This window comes from Mycobacterium sp. NGS40, assembly GCF_059812735.1.
In genome coordinates this window covers 90,135-104,830 of record NZ_JCALDG010000006.1, presented here as the reverse complement: position 1 = coordinate 104,830, position 14,696 = coordinate 90,135, and the positions used below count along the sequence as shown (strand labels likewise).

Genomic DNA, 14,696 nt, shown 5'->3' with positions numbered 1-14,696 from the left:
GCTGATCCTTTGTCCCGGTGGCTACTTCCAACGACCCGAGTTGGGGCCCGCGTGGCGGCTCGTTACCAACGATCGGCTCCATCGCATCTTCTCCACGTAAACCTGCACGTGGCAGTGGCCGGGCTATCAATATCCCTTAGAGTAACTAGAATATCTAAAATAGCAAGAACAGACGGAGACGAGGGGGTTGGCGATGTCAGGCGTTCTGCAAGGGGTGCGAGTCGTCGAGTTGGCGTCCTGGACATATGTCCCCTCGGCCGGAGCGGCGCTGGCCGACTGGGGCGCGGACGTCATCAAGGTCGAGGGCGTGGCGTTCGGCGATCCCGGCCGCGCGCTGGTCGTCGGCGGCTTCACCCGCCAAGCGGCCCGCCCGGATGCCGACTTCATCCTCGAGTTGGGCAACCGCGGCAAGCGCAGCATCGGCATCGACATCAAATCCGAGACGGGCCGCGAATTGTTCGGCCGTCTGTTGGCCACTGCGGATGTATTCCTGACGAATTGGCTGCCCGGCGCACTGGAGCGCGCGCGGCTTACGGTCGACGACATTCGCGCGTTCAACCCGAAGATCATCATCGCGCGGGGCACCGGCCTCGGGGTCCGCGGCCCGGACCGCGATCGCGGCGGCTTCGATGCGGCCACCTACCTGGCGCGCGGCGGGGTCGCCTATACCCTGACCCCGTTCGGGATCGATACGCCGGCGGTTCAGGGCCCCGGCTTCGGGGACCTGCAAGGCGGGGCCACGCTGGCCGGTGGCGTGTGCGCGGCGCTGTTCCACCGGGAACGCACCGGCGAGCCGACAATCGTCGACTCCTCCCTCCTGGCCCAGGCGATGTGGTCCATCGCGCCGTCAATCTGTGCCGCCGATTTCTTTGATATCGACGGAATTCCCGGGGCCCCACCGGGATTGGCCATCAATCCGCTGGTGAACCGGTACCAGACCAAGGACGGCAGATGGATCCAGCTGGTCTTCCTGCAACCCGACAAATTCTGGGCCGGCTTCTGTGAGCGCATCGGACTTGCGGAGTTGGCCACCGACGAGCGCTTCGTGCCGTCGAGCAATCTGATCGCGAACGCGGCCGCGGCGACCGAGATCGTCGCGAAGACTTTCGCCGGCCAGGACCTCGCGCACTGGCAGCAGGTGCTCGCAAGCGAACCGGGCGTGTGGGGCGCACTTGCCACACCGAGGGAGACACTCAACGACCCGCAAGTGGAACCCAACGGTTACGTGGTGACAAACGTCGACGATTACGGCGAGGAATATCGAATCGTCGCTGCGCCGGTCCAATTCAACGAAACGCCCCCACTTCCGGCGCGGGCTCCAGAACATGGTCAGCACACCGAGGAGATTCTGCTCGAGCTCGGCGTCGAGTGGGACGACATCGCAAAAGCGAAGGATCTCAACTCGATCCTCTGATACCGGCGGACCACGCCACCGGCCCGACAGTTGACAAACGGCTCCTATCCGAGGGACCAAAGTCATTGTCTGCCAACAAACTGATGACGACGGCGGCTACGAGTCGTAGGTTTGTGCCCGAGGTACATCATGGCCACCTTCATGCGCAACAGCGATGCCTTCACGTGGGCAATGGAAGCCGATCCACGGCTGCGGTCAACTGTGGTCAGCATCGTGTTGCTGGACCGATCCCCGGACTGGGATGAGGTGCGTGACCGACTCGACCTGATCAGCAGGAAACTACCGATGTTTCGGCAGCGGGTGGTGGCGTCACCACCGCCGGCCCCACCGCGGTGGGAGTACGTGCGGGACTTCGACCTCGGCTACCACATTCGCCGAACCTCCTGCCCGGGGGCCGGTGGGATCGAGGACGTACTCGAGGTGGCCCGGTTGGCCGAGATGCAGGACTTCGACCGGGCGCGGGCGCTCTGGGAGGTAACGCTGATCGATGGCCTCAAAGACGGTGGCGCGGCGATGATCTGCAAGTTCCACCATGCGCTCACCGATGGAGTCGGGGGCGTCCAGATCGCGATGAACCTGTTCAACCTGTCCGAAGAGATCTATCCGCACGAGTCCCTGCCGCCCGAGCCGCAGGGATACGACCCGTCGTTGCTGGGGGACTACCGCGACTCCTGGCGATACGACGCCGACCTGATGGGCAAGGCGTTGATCGGTGTCGTCAAGACGGCTCCACGGTTGCTGATCGACAGTGTTCGGCGGCCAATCTCGACGGTCCGATCCGCGGCGGCGACCACGGCATCGGTCTACCGGACGGTGCGGCCGATAGCCCGGACCGGGTCACCGCTGATCACCGAGCGTGGCCTGATCCGGCGACTCGGTGTCCATGAGGTGCCGAAGTCGCTCCTTCGGGAAGCAGCGCACCGATGCGGGGGCGCGCTGAACGACGCGTTCGTCGCCGGCGTAGCCGGTGGGTTGCGGCAATACCACGAGAAACACGGGGTCGAGATCGGCGATCTGCACCTTTCCATGCCGATCAGTCTGCGCACAGCCGCCGACGAGATGGGAGGAAACCGGATCACGCTGATGCGCTTTGACGTGCCGGTGAGCGAGGCCGACCCGGCCGCACGAATCAAGGCGATACACCAGCGCACCGGCGCGGTGCGCGATGAGAGATCGCTGCCCTATACGCAGTTGATCGCCGGCGCGCTGAACCTGATGCCGCGCTGGTACATCGGTTCGGTACTGCGTCACGTCGACTTCGTGGCCAGCGACGTGCCGGGAGTGCCGGTGCGGGTCTACCTGGGCGGGGCGGCGGTACGCGCCCAATACGCATTCGGTCCGACGATCGGAGCGTCGGTCAATGTTACGTTGCTGACCTACGTCGACACCTGCGCGATCGGCATCAACGTCGATACCGTCGCGATACCCGACTATGATGTCTTCTACGACGCCATCGTCGCGGGGTTTGACGAGTTGACCTCGCTCGCAACCTAATTCGGAACTGAGATGCCGCCGACGTGACTACCGGCGCATACCGACACGATCACGACCACATATCAGTATCGGCGGCGGTATGGCATAACGGTGCCATTCGACAAATCATGGCACAGTGCGCCTTTGAGAATCCCGATCGCGAGTCATGCGTTCTGGCACGGATTCTTGTTCGCTATGCCGAGTAGCGGATTTTCGTTGGGGGCGACAGGAGGTATGAAGAGCATGGCGAACTGGGTTCCCGCACCTTCCTCGTGCGGACCGAACTCCAGCCGCATTCTCGACACCGCGCGGGGGATCATCATCGGCCTTCGCCGGTGCCGTTCGGAGACGGCGTTCGACGAATTGCACACTGCGGCACTGCGTCACAAGGTTCCGGTATTCGCGATGGCATGGGCGCTCGTGCACCTGGCCGGCGAGGGCGAAAAGACATCGAGCTTCATCGAGGCGCAGTCGGCTGCGCGCCACGAGTGGGGTCAACTGTTCAGCGGAGCAGCAGCACTGAGCTGCTGAGACGTGATCACGATCTTGGCGCGGCCGGGGTCCCTGGGGGGTACCACGGCCGTGCCAACCCACGTCAAGAATTCACGGGACTGACGCCGACGATCGGGCACTAGCGGCGGTCCGTCGGCGAGTCTTCACCGCCCCTTCACGCCTCGTCAACGACTCCAGGCCGGTGAGTCGGCCGCGGTGCGCAATGCTGCGATGATGCGCTGCTCCTTTTCCAGGAAGCGCTCGGTGGGAGCCGGCACCGAGATGGCGACGACGTTGTCGCCCAACGTCCGTCGCGCGATGGAGGCCGCCGAAATTCCCGGGGTGTGCTCGCCCCGGTCGAATGCGATCCCGCTACGCCGGATCTCGGTGAGCTCGCGGCGAAGCCGCTCGGCCACGCCGGCACTGAACCTGGAGATCATCGCCTCCGCCTCGGTGTCGTCCAGCGCCGCGAGCGCCGCCTTGCCATTGGCGGTCACTTCCAGCGGGAATCGGACACCGACGGCAGAGACCGCGCGGAGCCGGTGTGAGGATTCGATCTGGTCGACGAACCACATCCGCTGGCCACGCAACAAGGACAAATCGACGGTTTCACCGTCGGTCGCCCGCGCTACCCGTTCGATGGTCGGCCGGAAGATCGCCGAGACGTGCGGTCCCGCGGCGCTGCCGAACCCCAGCAATCGCTCGCCCAGCGAGAAGTGGCCTTGTGAATCCACCCCGGCCAACCCGACTTCCACCAGACCGACCAGAAGGCGCCGCGCCGTCGATTTGGCCAGTCCGAGCCGCTCACCGAGGTCGACCAGCCGCAGCCGTCCCGGCTCGGCGGCGATCTCGTCCAACGCCGCGGCGGCCCGGCGCAGCACCTGGATGCCTTCGTCGCGATTCGTGGGCGAAGCGGGTTCCGTGGGTGCCACACTTCCACTATAGTGTTCCGCAATGCGGACTACCAAGACCCGCAATATGGATCTAAGGAGCTCCAGATGAGTTCGCTACCCGCAGGGCGGCACTTTTTTCGCAGCGACGCCGGATACGAAGATGCTCGCCGCGGCACGGTATGGAACCAACGAGTCCCCGCGCGCTACCCGGAGCTGATCGTTGCGGCGGTCGACACCGACGACATCGTCAGCGCCCTGCGCTATGCCAAGGCCAACGGGCTCAAGGTGAACATCCGCTCGGGCGGCCACAGCTGGGCGGCCAATCACTTGCGCGACGGCGCCGTGCTGGTCGACGTCAACCGGATCAATCACGCGAGTATCGATGCCGAAAAGGGCGTCGCCGTGGTCGGCCCCGGCAAGGGCGGCAGCATCCTGATGGCCGAGCTGGAAGCGCAGAATCTGTTCTTTCCCGCCGGACACTGCAAGGGTGTGTGCGTCGGCGGTTACCTACTGCAGGGCGGATACGGCTGGAACAGCCGGGTCTGGGGCCTGGCGTGTGAGAACGTCATCGGCCTGGATGTGATCACTGCCGAGGGCGAGCAAATCCATTGCGACGCAGACAATCACGCCGATCTGTACTGGGCCGCGCGCGGCGCCGGCCCGGGCTTCTTCGGCGTGGTCACCTCCTTCTACCTGAAGCTGTACCCACGCCCCGGCGCCTGCGGCACCAGCGTCTACGTCTATCCCATCGAGCTCGCCGACGAGATATACACGTGGGCGCGCAACGTCAGCGCCGAGGTGGACCGCCGCGTCGAAATGCAAATCGTGGCAAGCAGAAGCGTCCCCAACATGAACATCGAAACGCCGGCCATCACCTTCGCGTCGCCGGCATTCGCCGACACCGAGAAACAAGCCCAGGAGGCCCTGGCCATCTTCGGTACGGTGCCGGTTGTGGATAAGGCGCTGGTCGCAATTCCTTACCTGGCCACCGACATGCCCACCTGGTACACCGCCGTGATGAGCAACTACCTGTCCGACCACCGCTACGCCGCCGACAACATGTGGACGTCGGCCTCCGCCGAGGATCTGCTGCCGGGCATTCACAACATCATCGACACGATTCCCGACCACCCGTCGCACTTCCTGTGGCTGAACTGGGGGCCGTCGCCGGCCCGCCCCGACATGGCCTACAGCATCGAAGACGAGGTTTACCTCGCCCTGTACGGGGCTTGGAAGAACGAGTCCGACGACGCGAAGTACGGCGACTGGGCGCGCTCCAACATGGCCGCGATGTCGCATCTGGCCACGGGCATTCAGCTTGCCGACGAGAACCTCGGCCAGCGTCCGGCCCGATTCGCCAGTGACGAAGCGATGGCCCGCCTCGACAAGATACGAGCGGCCTACGACCCGGATGGTCTGTTCAATGCGTGGATGGGACGACTCTGATGGCCGGCGATCTTTACCTCGGCTACCGCAACGAGGACGCGAACACACCGTTCGGTAAATTCTTCAATCCCGAAATGGCCTCGCTGCCAACACATGTCGTCGAGGCGCTGGAACACGGTCCGCAAGGGGGGATGGCAATGCCGGCGTTCGAAGACGCCGCGGGCGTCGCCGAGGAGGGCTACCAGCAGACCGAGAACGGCTACGGCGTCCTGGACGACGGCAGCTATCAGGTGTCGGTACGCACCGATATGCCCGGTGTCACGCCGGCGATGTGGTCCTGGTGGTTCGGCTGGCATGGCAGTGACACCCGCCGGTACAAGCTGTGGCATCCACGGGCGCACCTGTCCGCGGCCTGGAAGGACGGCTCGGACGATGCGGACGCCCGTCGAGGCGCCCAGCGCTACATCGGCCGCTGGTCGTTGATCAGCGAGTACATCGGCTCGACGATGCTCAATGGCGCAATCCAATTCGTTGCTCCCGCGGAGATGGACTGTCCGCCCGACAGCGAGGATGCGGTGGCGATCTGCGCCCGGCTGGGCGCCAGTGACGCTCCGGTGGATGTCGGATGGTTCATCCATCACGTCCGGTCCACGCCGACCGGATCCGAAATGCGGTCCCGGTTCTGGATGGGCGGACCGCATATCGCGGTGCGCAACGCTCCCGGGGTTGCCTCAATGGCTCTGCGCCCCATCGCATCTCGTATACTGGGCAACCCGGAAGCCAACGCCCGGAATCTGCTCGTGCATTGCGCGCAGGAGATGAACCACCTGGCCGGATTCCTGCCCGAGCTCCATGGGGCGTTCGGCGACGAGTAACCGCGTTCAGCCGGCGTAGGCGGGCGCGACGAAACGCTCGACCAGCTGGCGCTCGGCCTCGTCGTCGCCGACCGGCCAGTACATCAACGACAGCACCACGCGGACTACCCATTGGGCGCCCTGCGCATCGCCGTGGGTGAGGCCGGTCAGCTCGGTGGCGAACCCGGCCAATAGCGGTGATCCGGTAAGCCAGGCCATATCGCCGGCTCGCAGCGGACTGATCATCAGCTGATACAGCGGATCGGCGCGGATCAGCTTGAGCGCCACGGTAATGGCGGTGACGACCCGCTCCGGACCACTCATGGACTCGACGGTCTGCCGCACGGTCTCGACGATGCGCGACGCGGCGCGGGTGATGGCCGCATCGCGGATTTCGGCCTTGCCGCCGGCGTAACGGTAGATGGTGGCCCGCGAACAATGGACACGCTTGGCCAGCGCGTCGATGTCAAAGCCGTCCGGCCCCTCGCGCATGATCATCTCGGTGGCGGCGGCATAGATGCGCTCGGTCGCGATCTTGCGGCGGTCGCCCCCGACCAGCCAGTCGTCCCGCGCCATCGATTACCACCTTCGTCGCGAGAACTTAAAACGTTTTCATCTCATGCTGAGACGAATGGAGTCCTTTATCTCACCATAGTCGCAGGTTCGGGTTCACCGCTGAGACAGCCCGATCGGGGAGCGCCGCGTGGCGGCTTTCAACTTTTCGCATGACCGTTGACGTGGTGATATCGGTGTTCGCAGGCTGAATCTGTGACAGTCATAGCCCAGGCCGACACGTTCCTCGGTGCCGAATCTCTGCAGGATCCCTACCCGCTGTACGAGCGCATGCGCAGCGCGGGGCCGGTGCACCGGATCGGTGATTCCGAGTTCTACGCCGTGTGCAGCTGGGATGCCGTTGAACACGCCATCAGCCGGCCCGAGGACTTTTCGGCGAACCTGACCGCGACGTTGACCTACACCCCCGACGGCGGCATCAAGGCGTTCGAGATGGAGCCGCTCGGCGGCGCGACCCACGTGCTGGCCACCGCGGACGATCCCGCCCACGCCGTGCACCGCAAGCTGCTGGTGCGCCAGTTGGCGGCCCGGCGAGTTCGCGCAATCGAGCAATTCGCGACCGATACCGCGGACCGGTTATGGAACGAGGGCTGTCGCGACGGGCGCATCGAATGGATGGACGCCGTCGCCAACCGCCTGCCGATGATGGTGGTGGCAGAGCTGATCGGGGTCCCCACGACCGATGCCGCGCAGCTGATGAAGTGGGGCTACGCGGCCACCCAGACAGTGGAAGGTCTGGTCAGCGAGGAACAACTGGCCGCCGCGGGGATCGCGGTCTTGGAACTCGGCGGCTATATCAGCCAGCAGTTCGATCTCGCCGCAGCGGATCCCCAGGACAACCTGCTGGGCGAGCTTGCCGTTGCCTGTGCCTCGGGCGAGCTGGAAACCTTCGCCGCCCAGGTGATGATGGTGATCTTGTTCGCCGCCGGGGGAGAGTCGACCGCGTCGCTGCTGGGCAGCGCGGCCTGGATTCTGGCGAACCGCCCCGACATCCAGCAACAGGTGCGCGAAAACCCGGCGCTGCTCCCGGCATTCATCGAGGAGACACTGCGCTACGAGCCGCCGTTTCGGGGCCACTACCGACATGTGCGAAACGACACCGTGCTGGCCGGTGTCGAGCTGCCCGCAGACGCGCACCTGTTGCTGCTGTGGGGTGCGGCCAACCGCGACCCGGCCCACTTCGACAGGCCCGGGGAGTTCCTGCTGGATCGCGCCGAAACCAAGGGGCACATCAGTTTTGGCAAAGGCGCACACTTCTGCGTCGGGGCCGCGCTGGCACGCCTGGAAGCCACGATCGTATTGCGCCTGCTGCTGGATCGGACCTCGACGATCGCACAAGCCGACGTTGGACAGTGGCTGCCCAGTCTTCTCGTGCGTCGTCTCGAACGCCTCGAGCTGGCCGTCGGCTGATTCGCGGCTATTTCCCGGGCGGAAGTTGGCGTGGCCCTTCGGGCGGGCGAAGCTGGCGCGGGCCCTCACGCTGCGACAACTCCGGAGTGCGATCGCTGTCCGCGGGCGCCAGCGGTAGCCCGTCGGCGTCCTTGACGCGCAGTCCCGGTGCACGGTGCTGATTCACGCGCGGGGCCGGGTGGTCGTCAGTCTCGTGGTGCTCGCGCGCGGAGGCGATCCGCTCGGGACGTTGCGTATCGGCCGTCGACGAGCGCGGCTCGCCTGGGCCAGAGCTTTCGGCGTCGAACGTGACTTTGCGAGTGCGCCTGAGCGCGAACGTGATCTCCTCGACCTCTTCGAACACGTGGCGCGCGGTGCGCAGCGGTGCCGTGGTGGTGTCGATCGCCCGCGCGACGAAGGGCGGCACCAGCGGACGAATCCAGCGCGCCGCGGCCCTGGGGATCGACGGGATGGCCGAAGTGGTGGGCTCGTCCGGCACTTCAACCGCGCCGGCCGGTTCGACCTCCGCCGGCAGATTTTTCACCGCCGGCGTCAGATCGACATGGGAATCCGCTGTGCCGGCGGGCAATTCGGCGGTAGCGCGACTGGCGGCTTCCGCCTCGGCGGCGATCGGCAGGTAAATGTCTTCCTGCACCGGTTCGAAGGTCCGCACCGGCGGCGCGGGGCGCGGGCCCTCGATGGCTTCGGTGACTCGACGGCGCTGCTGCTCCCGGTCGATCTCGGTCTGTGCTTCGATGGCCAGCCGAGCCTGAGTGAGTTGATGCTCGGCCCATAGGATTTCGGCTTCGCGGCGGACTTCGGCGCGCTTGATCGCGATCGCGGTATCCGCGTCGAGTTCGGCGCGCTCACGCTCCGCCCGGGCGGTTGCGCGGCGATCGTGAGTGGTCTCGCCGCGCCACACCCGCAGAATCAGGGGAAGCAAATAGACCAACACGAAAAACGCGATGGTCGCCAAGCGCAACACCATCGCCCCGGCGCTCGCGACGGTGAGCTCGTTCATCGCGATCCAGCGCACGCCAACGCCGCCCGGGCCGGCATCGGCAAGCACCCGGTCGCGGGCGTCGTTGACGGCCTGCTCCTCGCGGGAAATCGTGGCGTCCAATGCGGGCGCCTGGGTCTCGCGGGCCGCCAACGCGTTGTCCAGCTCACGCTGCGCATCGGCGAGAATCTGGTTGGCCGTTCGGGTTTCGGGCCCGGCACCGGGATCGCCGGTGATGTGGGTCTGTGGGCACGCCGGACTCGGGTGGTATTCGCAGCGCGCGACGACCAGGGCGTTGTCCTGGCCGTTGCGGGCCTGGGTGACCGCGTCGTCGAGCCCGTTGCGCGCCGCACGGGCGCGTTGCAGCGCTTCCGACGCCTGCGCGACAGCCGGCGCCGAGTCGGCGCTACGCAGCGCCCGGTCCTCGAGATGGTGGTCGATCGAACGGGAAAACACCACGAGCGCGGCGAGTTCGCCGACGACAACGCCGACCGTCACCGCAACGACCACCCGGCCGGCGATGCCGGGCCAGCCTCGGTGCGGGCCGCTGGCGATGCCGCGCGTCACAGCCCCGACCAGCAGGCCGAACATCAGGGTCAGCGCGACGACAGCAATCAGCGGCCAGCGTGCCGACGCCTTGACCGCCAAGGCCGCGACCAGCCAGGCCAGCGCAGCTCCGAGCAGCACCACTGCGCCGGCGACGGCGTGGGTGGACCGCTCGTGGCGTTCACTCAACTCGCGCCAGTGACCGCCACCAAGCCAGGCGAGTACCCCCTCGACCCGGGAGACGGCTGAGCGCGGCTCAATTGATTCGTGGGCGCCCATCAGACTCCAACACCTCCGTCGTCAAGCGTCCCAGGCCCTCGGCCGACACACCGAATCGAAGCGCCGACGTGTGGCGTTGTTCACAACGCGATCCCGTGGGGGCGGAGAAGGGTGAAATTCCTGCGACGCGGACAGATCTGCGAAGTTTCCGGCAAATGCCGTGAGACGGTATAAGCCTATGCAAAACCACGACTACGTCACCTACGAAGAATTCGGACGCAGATTCTTCGAGGTCGCCGTCACGCCCGAGCGTGTCGCCGCCGCATTCGCCGACATCGCCGGCAACGAATTCGCGATGGAGCCGATTGCCCAGGGACCCGGCGGGATTGCCAAGGTCAGCGCCAACGTCAAGATCCAAGACCCGCGGGTCACGCGACGCTTGGGGGACAGCATCACCTTCGTCGTTCACATTCCGCTCTCGATTGATCTGCTGCTGGATCTGCGGCTCGACAAGCAGCGTTTTCAGGTCTCCGGTGACATCGCGTTGCGCGCGACCGCACGCGCGGCCGAGCCGCTGATCCTGATCGTCGACGTCGCGAAGCCGCGACCCTCCGATATCACCGTCAATGTGTCGTCGAAGTCGTTCCGCGGCGAGATACTGCGCATCCTGGCCGGTGTGGACGGTGAGATTCGCCGATTCATCGCCCAATACGTCGCCGACGAGATCGATGCGCCCCACTCGCAGGCCGCGCAGGTCATCGACGTCGAAGAGAAGTTGAACGAGGCCTGGCCGTAGTGCATGCGCCGGCAAATTGCCGGCCGGCCGAGACGGTGACGCAACGCGCGTTTTGCGGTTCCCTCGGCGCGGGTATGTAGAACCTCGACTGAACGCTCGGGACGGTTCAAGAGGAGCGACAAACTTTGGCGCAAGTAGATGTTTCGACGACGTCGGATCTGGACCCCAGTGCCGCTTGGAAACTGGCGTCCGATCTGGGTCGATTCGAGGAATGGATGACCATCTTCGGTGGCTGGCGCGGTGAAATGCCGTCGACGATCGAGCAGGGCACCAAAGTCTCGTCGTGCATCAAGGTCAAAGGATTCCGCAACGTCGTGCACTGGACGGTGACCCGCTACGACGAACCCAAATCGATTGAGCTGCAAGGCCGCGGTCGGGGTGGGATTCGGATCACCGTGGCGATGGACGTCACCGACACTCAACCGGGGTCCGTCTTTCACTTGAACGCCGACATCGGCGGCGGGGTGCTCAGCGGGCCGGTCGGCAAGGTTGTGGCGCGCGTGCTGCGCACCGATGTGCGCACGTCGGTAGAAAACCTGGCCGCGCTGCAGTAGCCGCGGGCGTCACCGCGCGGGGTGGCTTCCGAGCCATTCCCGTTCCGCCTGGCGGATTCGCCTGCCGTCCATGGCAAGCCAATCCAGCCCGACGCCCAATGCCATCAGTCCGGCAATGGCCGCCGAGAGACCAATGCCGATCTCGCCCAACGCAAATCCGGTGACGGATACCACCAGTGCGATTACCGCGGCCCCGACAACGAGCATGCCCGGCGTCCGCACGGATTGCTGCGGCGGTCCAGAGCGAACCTCGTCAATCGAGCTGTGGCTGTTGTGGTCCATGCAGACGCGGCTACCCGAAACCCCGCGTGGCCAAACGGCTTCGGCGCCCGGACCGCCGGTGAGCGCGTTCATTCCGGATCCCACGACAGCAATCGACGCACCGGCCGCGTCTCGATCGCATTGACGGTCAGCAGTCGGCGCGTGATCCGCCACCCCGAGTCCGTCGACTCGTACTCGTCGTCGTAGCGCAAATGCCAAGCCGCGTCGAATACCTCATCGCCGCGCCGAGTCCAATGATGGGCGACGCACGCGATCCGGCCGCGCGCAGTGCCAGGACGCGGCCCGTCGTCGTACACCTCGCCGACGATCGCGTGTTCGGTACGGGCCACCGCGGCCACCGCGGCAACGGCCTGCCTAATGGCCGGCCGGCCCCGATGCGCATGAAGCGGCGTCAACGTGGCCGGCGGCCCAGGCACCATCAGCTCGGCGTCTATCGCGAAAAGTGCTGCCACGGAATCGAATTGACGATCGTCAACCCCGGCCGCATAGCGGTGTACCACATCGCTGAGTGCGGATCGATCGTTCGCGGAGAGCGTCATGGCACCCGAAGCTAACAGGCGCGCGGTCAGATGGTCGGCGGTGCCAGCGCGGTGCGCACCGCATCGACCAGCGTAGCGACCCGGCGACTGGTGAATACGTCCTCGAGCATCACCGGCTTACCGTCGGGGCCCGTCAGCGGAACCCGCCAGTTTGGGTACTCATCGGTGGTACCGGGCTGATTCTGGGTGCGGCGATCACCGACCGCGTCGGTCAGCGCCACGCCCAACAACCGAGACGGCGTCCGGCCCAGGTAGCGGTAGAGGGCCAGCACGATCTGCTCGGGCTCGTCATCGTGCTCGCCGAGCAGCCCCACCCGGCGCAGCTCGGCCATCCAGGCCGCCAACTCCGCGCGATCGGACTCCAATTCCTCGGCCACGGGTCGGGTCAGCAATCCCAGCGACTCGCGCAGCCGGACATGGTCGCCGACCAGGTAACCGGCGGTCGGCGGCAGATCGTGGGTGGTGACCGACGACAGGCAGTACTCGCGCCAGCGTTCGGCCGGCAGCGGACCGCCGGTCCCGTCGCGGTCCAGCTCGAACCAGAGAATCGAGGTGCCCAGCAGTCCCCGGAGTAAGAGGTAGTCGCGGACCCACGGCTCGACGGTGCCGAGGTCCTCGCCGACCACCAGGGCACCGGCGCGGTGCGCCTCCAATGCGACGATGCCGACCATCGCCTCGTGGTCGTAGCGCACATAGGTGCCTTCATTCGGCGGTGCGCCCTCGGGGATCCACCACAGCCGGAACAACCCGATGATGTGGTCGATCCGGACACCGCCGGCATGCCGCAACACCGCCTGGATCAGCGCGCGGAACGGCCGGTACTCCTGCTCTTCCAGTCGGTCGGGGCGCCATGGCGGCTGCGACCAATCCTGGCCGAGCTGATTGAATTCGTCGGGCGGCGCGCCCGCTGTCACCCCCAGCGCCAGCACATCTTGCAGAGCCCAGGCGTCGGCCCCGTTCGGGTGCACGCCGACCGCCAGGTCGTGCATGATGCCCAACGACATGCCGGCCCGCACCGCCTGCGACTGTGCCGCGGCGAGTTGTTCGTCGATCTGCCATTGCAGCCAGCGGTGGAAATCGACCGCCTCCGCATGTTTTTCGGCGAACCGGGCGACGCCGATCGCGGTCGGATGCTGCAGGAATTCCGGCCAGCAATGCCAGTCGCCGCCGTATTTTTCGGCCAGCGCGCACCAGACGGCGAAGTCGTTGAGCGCGCCGCCTTCACGCTCGCAGAAGGCGGCATAGGCCAGCTCCCGTCCCGCGGACCGCGGTATCCGGTAAATCAGCTTCAGCGCCTCCCGCTTGGCCTTCCATGCCTTGTCACGGTCAATGGAATCGAGCCGGGCGGCGTGCTGTTGGACCTCGTCGCGAAGCCGACGCAACCGGCCACGCTTGGCCAGGTCGGCGAATTCGGGGATGGACTCGACGCGAATATAAAGCGGGTTGAAGAAGCGGCGTGACGTCGGAAGATACGGAGAAGGCTCCATCGGGATCGTCGGGGTGGCCGCGTGCAGCGGGTTGACCAACAGGTAGTCGGCCCCGTGCCGCGACGCCGACCAGACGGCCAGGTCGGTCAGGTCGGTGAGGTCGCCGACGCCCCACGACTGTTCGGACCGCACGCTGTAGAGCTGGGCGGCCAGGCCCCAGGCCCGACGCGCGCCGAGTTGCTCCGGTAGGCCGAGCCAGTCGGGCGTCACGATCAGCGCGGCGCTGGTTTCGATACCTCTGGATCGCAGATGCAAACGGTGGTAGCCCAGTGGCAGATCCGTCGGCAGCACAAAGCTCGCTTCGCCGACCCATCGCCCGTCCAGATTGAACGGCGGCGTGAAGTTGTCGACCTGCTGCACGCCGCCGTGCACGGTCCCGTCCTCGAGCCGCAACAAGACTTCGGCGGGATCGCCATGGGTCACGTGCACCCAGAACCGCGTCGGGGCGCCGGTGCGGGCGACGATGGTCGCCGGCAGTTGACGCGACCAATAGGTGCGCAGCTGGTTGGCCAGGGCCGCGTTGCGATCCTGCTCGGTGCCGGCCTCGACGCCGAGAGCCGCGAGCACGGCGATCAGCGTGTGCTCCGATATCTGAGCCTGGCGGCCCGCCCAGTCCTCGTACCACGTGGAAATGCCGAATCTCCCGGCCAGTTCGACCAACGAAGGTGCCAGCTCAGTCATGCCGCTCATCTTGCTGCCAAACGCCGCCCGGCACGATGCGAGCCGGGCGAATGACAGCGCTTGCTCGACAGGACGGGTTGGCCGTCCGCGGCTACGATCCCAATGGAGAGACGAGCAG

At 66.1% G+C, this 14,696-nt stretch carries 14 protein-coding genes; 8 read left to right on the top strand and 6 right to left on the bottom strand.

The window, feature by feature from the left end; translation table 11 throughout:
- The first annotated feature begins 193 nt into the window (after positions 1-193).
- From AC5Y5O_RS11495 to AC5Y5O_RS11485, 3 genes are all read left to right on the top strand, one after another.
- Entirely contained in the window at positions 194-1,414 is a 1,221-nt protein-coding gene (locus tag AC5Y5O_RS11495; RefSeq protein ID WP_096287680.1) for a CaiB/BaiF CoA transferase family protein, read from the top strand.
- 129 nt (positions 1,415-1,543) lie between these two features.
- Entirely contained in the window at positions 1,544-2,908 is a 1,365-nt protein-coding gene (locus AC5Y5O_RS11490; RefSeq protein WP_096287682.1) for a wax ester/triacylglycerol synthase domain-containing protein, read from the top strand.
- Between the two features lie 213 nt (positions 2,909-3,121).
- On the top strand, positions 3,122-3,418 hold the full coding sequence (locus AC5Y5O_RS11485) for an ANTAR domain-containing protein (RefSeq protein ID WP_342927674.1): 297 nt from the start codon (positions 3,122-3,124) through the stop codon (positions 3,416-3,418).
- Positions 3,419-3,564: 146 nt separating this feature from the next.
- On the opposite strand, the gene AC5Y5O_RS11480 is transcribed toward AC5Y5O_RS11485, so the two are convergent.
- A complete protein-coding gene (locus tag AC5Y5O_RS11480) occupies positions 3,565-4,311 on the bottom strand; it encodes an IclR family transcriptional regulator (protein ID WP_096287684.1) in 747 nt (248 codons plus the stop codon).
- Between the two features lie 66 nt (positions 4,312-4,377).
- Between AC5Y5O_RS11480 and AC5Y5O_RS11475 the strand changes: the two genes are divergently transcribed.
- Together AC5Y5O_RS11475 and AC5Y5O_RS11470 are read left to right on the top strand one after the other, a co-directional pair.
- A complete protein-coding gene (locus tag AC5Y5O_RS11475; protein ID WP_096287686.1) occupies positions 4,378-5,718 on the top strand; it encodes an FAD-binding oxidoreductase in 1,341 nt (446 codons plus the stop codon).
- Positions 5,718-6,533 (top strand): DAPG hydrolase family protein, encoded by an 816-nt coding sequence (locus AC5Y5O_RS11470; protein WP_096287688.1) that lies wholly within the window; start codon positions 5,718-5,720, stop codon positions 6,531-6,533. Before AC5Y5O_RS11475 ends, AC5Y5O_RS11470 begins: the two co-directional genes overlap by 1 nt.
- Positions 6,534-6,539: 6 nt before the next feature.
- On the opposite strand, the gene AC5Y5O_RS11465 is transcribed toward AC5Y5O_RS11470, so the two are convergent.
- Positions 6,540-7,088 (bottom strand): TetR/AcrR family transcriptional regulator, encoded by a 549-nt coding sequence (locus AC5Y5O_RS11465; protein ID WP_096287690.1) that lies wholly within the window; start codon positions 7,086-7,088, stop codon positions 6,540-6,542.
- A 192-nt stretch (positions 7,089-7,280) separates the two neighbouring features.
- Here AC5Y5O_RS11465 and AC5Y5O_RS11460 point away from each other — a divergent pair, with 192 nt between their 5' ends.
- A complete protein-coding gene (locus tag AC5Y5O_RS11460; protein ID WP_500025218.1) occupies positions 7,281-8,495 on the top strand; it encodes a cytochrome P450 in 1,215 nt (404 codons plus the stop codon).
- Positions 8,496-8,502: 7 nt separating this feature from the next.
- On the opposite strand, the gene AC5Y5O_RS11455 is transcribed toward AC5Y5O_RS11460, so the two are convergent.
- Positions 8,503-10,299, bottom strand: coding sequence for a DUF4407 domain-containing protein (locus AC5Y5O_RS11455; protein WP_500025215.1), 1,797 nt, complete (start codon positions 10,297-10,299; stop codon positions 8,503-8,505).
- A gap of 178 nt (positions 10,300-10,477) precedes the next feature.
- On the opposite strand from AC5Y5O_RS11455, the gene AC5Y5O_RS11450 reads away from it, so the two are divergent.
- Both AC5Y5O_RS11450 and AC5Y5O_RS11445 read left to right on the top strand, forming a co-directional pair.
- Positions 10,478-11,035 carry a hypothetical protein gene (locus tag AC5Y5O_RS11450; RefSeq protein WP_090602139.1) on the top strand — a complete coding sequence of 186 codons (558 nt, stop codon included), beginning with the start codon at positions 10,478-10,480 and terminating at the stop codon, positions 11,033-11,035.
- A gap of 125 nt (positions 11,036-11,160) precedes the next feature.
- Positions 11,161-11,589: a type II toxin-antitoxin system Rv0910 family toxin gene (locus AC5Y5O_RS11445; protein ID WP_096287694.1), complete on the top strand. Its 429-nt coding sequence runs from the start codon at positions 11,161-11,163 to the stop codon at positions 11,587-11,589.
- Between the two features lie 9 nt (positions 11,590-11,598).
- Here the strand turns inward: AC5Y5O_RS11445 and AC5Y5O_RS11440 are convergent, their stop codons facing one another.
- The 3 genes from AC5Y5O_RS11440 to malQ are packed head-to-tail and all read right to left on the bottom strand — an operon-like array spanning position 11,599 to position 14,578.
- The gene (locus AC5Y5O_RS11440; protein WP_243394029.1) at positions 11,599-11,943 is read right to left on the bottom strand and encodes a LapA family protein; all 345 of its coding nucleotides are present in this window, start codon (positions 11,941-11,943) and stop codon (positions 11,599-11,601) included.
- On the bottom strand, positions 11,940-12,410 hold the full coding sequence (locus AC5Y5O_RS11435) for a nuclear transport factor 2 family protein (RefSeq protein ID WP_096287696.1): 471 nt from the start codon (positions 12,408-12,410) through the stop codon (positions 11,940-11,942). The genes AC5Y5O_RS11440 and AC5Y5O_RS11435 overlap by 4 nt, the downstream gene beginning before the upstream one ends.
- A 26-nt stretch (positions 12,411-12,436) precedes the next feature.
- Positions 12,437-14,578: a 4-alpha-glucanotransferase gene (gene malQ, locus AC5Y5O_RS11430; protein ID WP_096291138.1), complete on the bottom strand. Its 2,142-nt coding sequence runs from the start codon at positions 14,576-14,578 to the stop codon at positions 12,437-12,439.
- Between the last annotated feature and the right edge of the window lie 118 nt (positions 14,579-14,696).